Origin of the sequence: Tenebrionibacter intestinalis (genome assembly GCF_016632365.1) — a bacterium.
GTDB lineage: Bacteria > Pseudomonadota > Gammaproteobacteria > Enterobacterales > Enterobacteriaceae > Tenebrionibacter > Tenebrionibacter intestinalis.
On sequence record NZ_JAEPBH010000127.1, the window covers coordinates 1 to 1,383 of the forward strand.

General features: G+C 45.6%; 1 protein-coding gene. It reads left to right on the forward strand.

All coding sequences use genetic code 11. The features are described from left to right. A partial coding sequence (locus JJB97_RS18025; protein WP_238715449.1) for a VENN motif pre-toxin domain-containing protein occupies positions 1 to 999 on the forward strand: 999 nt, incomplete at its 5' end. Between the last annotated feature and the right edge of the window lie 384 nt (positions 1,000 to 1,383).

Sequence of the window (1,383 nt, forward strand, 5' to 3'; positions counted from 1 at the left end):
AAGCAGACCATCAGCGCGTTAGGCACGCTGGCGGCTGGGCTGGCAGGCGGGATTGCGGGTGACAGCACCGCGGATGCCGTATCAGGGGCGCAGGCCGGGCAGAACGCGATTAATAATAACTATTTAAGTTCAAAAGAGGCCCGGCAGCTTGATACGGAAATGCAGGACTGTAAGGCTTCGGGCGGTGACTGCAATAAAGTAATTGAGAAGTATATCGACATCAGTAACAAGAACAGCAAGGAACTGATTGAAGCCTGTACCGAGGGCGGTGTTGCCTGTGTGAGCTGGCAGGAATGGATTCAGGGTGCCACGAATGTGGCTAATGATGCGCATGCATCTCAGTTCAGAATAGATGAGAAGTTAAAAGATCCAGATGCAGCAGCGCTTGTGAATTATCTCAATGGTATAGATCTCAAGTTCCTGCAGGATAATATTACGACAGGTGACAAGGTAATGTCTGTTGTTATGGATCCTACCTCCTGGCCGGTGGCAATAATGGGCGCAAAGGCTATCATTACTAATAGTGCAGGCGTTAAAGAGCAGCTCTTGGTTGCAGGTATTTCCGGGGTAGCGAATGCAGCAATTCAATATAAGACAAGTCCAATTGGCGAAGTGAAACTTTCGGATGTTATTGGTTCCGGAGTCGTCGGCGCAATTACTGCGGGTAAAGGCTATAATCCAACCCTAACATGGAATGCGGTTGGGGGTTATTATCAAGCAAAAATTAACGGAGATGATCCAGCTGTAGCTGGGCTTCTTAGTACAATTGGCGCTGGTGCAGGTTCTATTGCTGGCAGCATAATCAAAGTGCCACTTGATAAAATGCTTAACCCTATATCCAAACAATATGAATGGGTTTCAACTGGAGTTTGGACAATATCCAAACCTGTATCGCCGGATCCGCTGCCATCTATCTTAGGTAATATTAGTGACTCAGGCGTATCTGGTATGGTTCAGGATAAGTTGAAAAATGGAGGTACAGAAAATGAAAAAAAATAAGAGATCATTATTTATCCTTTTGTACCTCTGTGGGTCATTAGCTTTGGCTATATTTGTATTGTTGTTTTTCGGTCGACTTTTGGGAGCATGGATAATTTGGGATGTTAATAGTAAGTTTCCTATTACATTAGATGATGTATATATGTGTTTAGAGCTAACTTGGATTGGACCTTTAACTGGGATAGTTTTATGGTTTTTTTATTATAGGAAGTGATAAGACAGCATGCAGATAAAATGATCCCAGCCACTGGGCCGGGATCTTTTTACCTGCCTTATCCATCAGCGGCCAGCCGGACAATCAGTTGCCCCGGCTTGGCCAGCACCTCGATCTTCTGTCTTGTCGCAACCGGCCATCAGCAACGGCAGCCTTATCATCCGTGACAC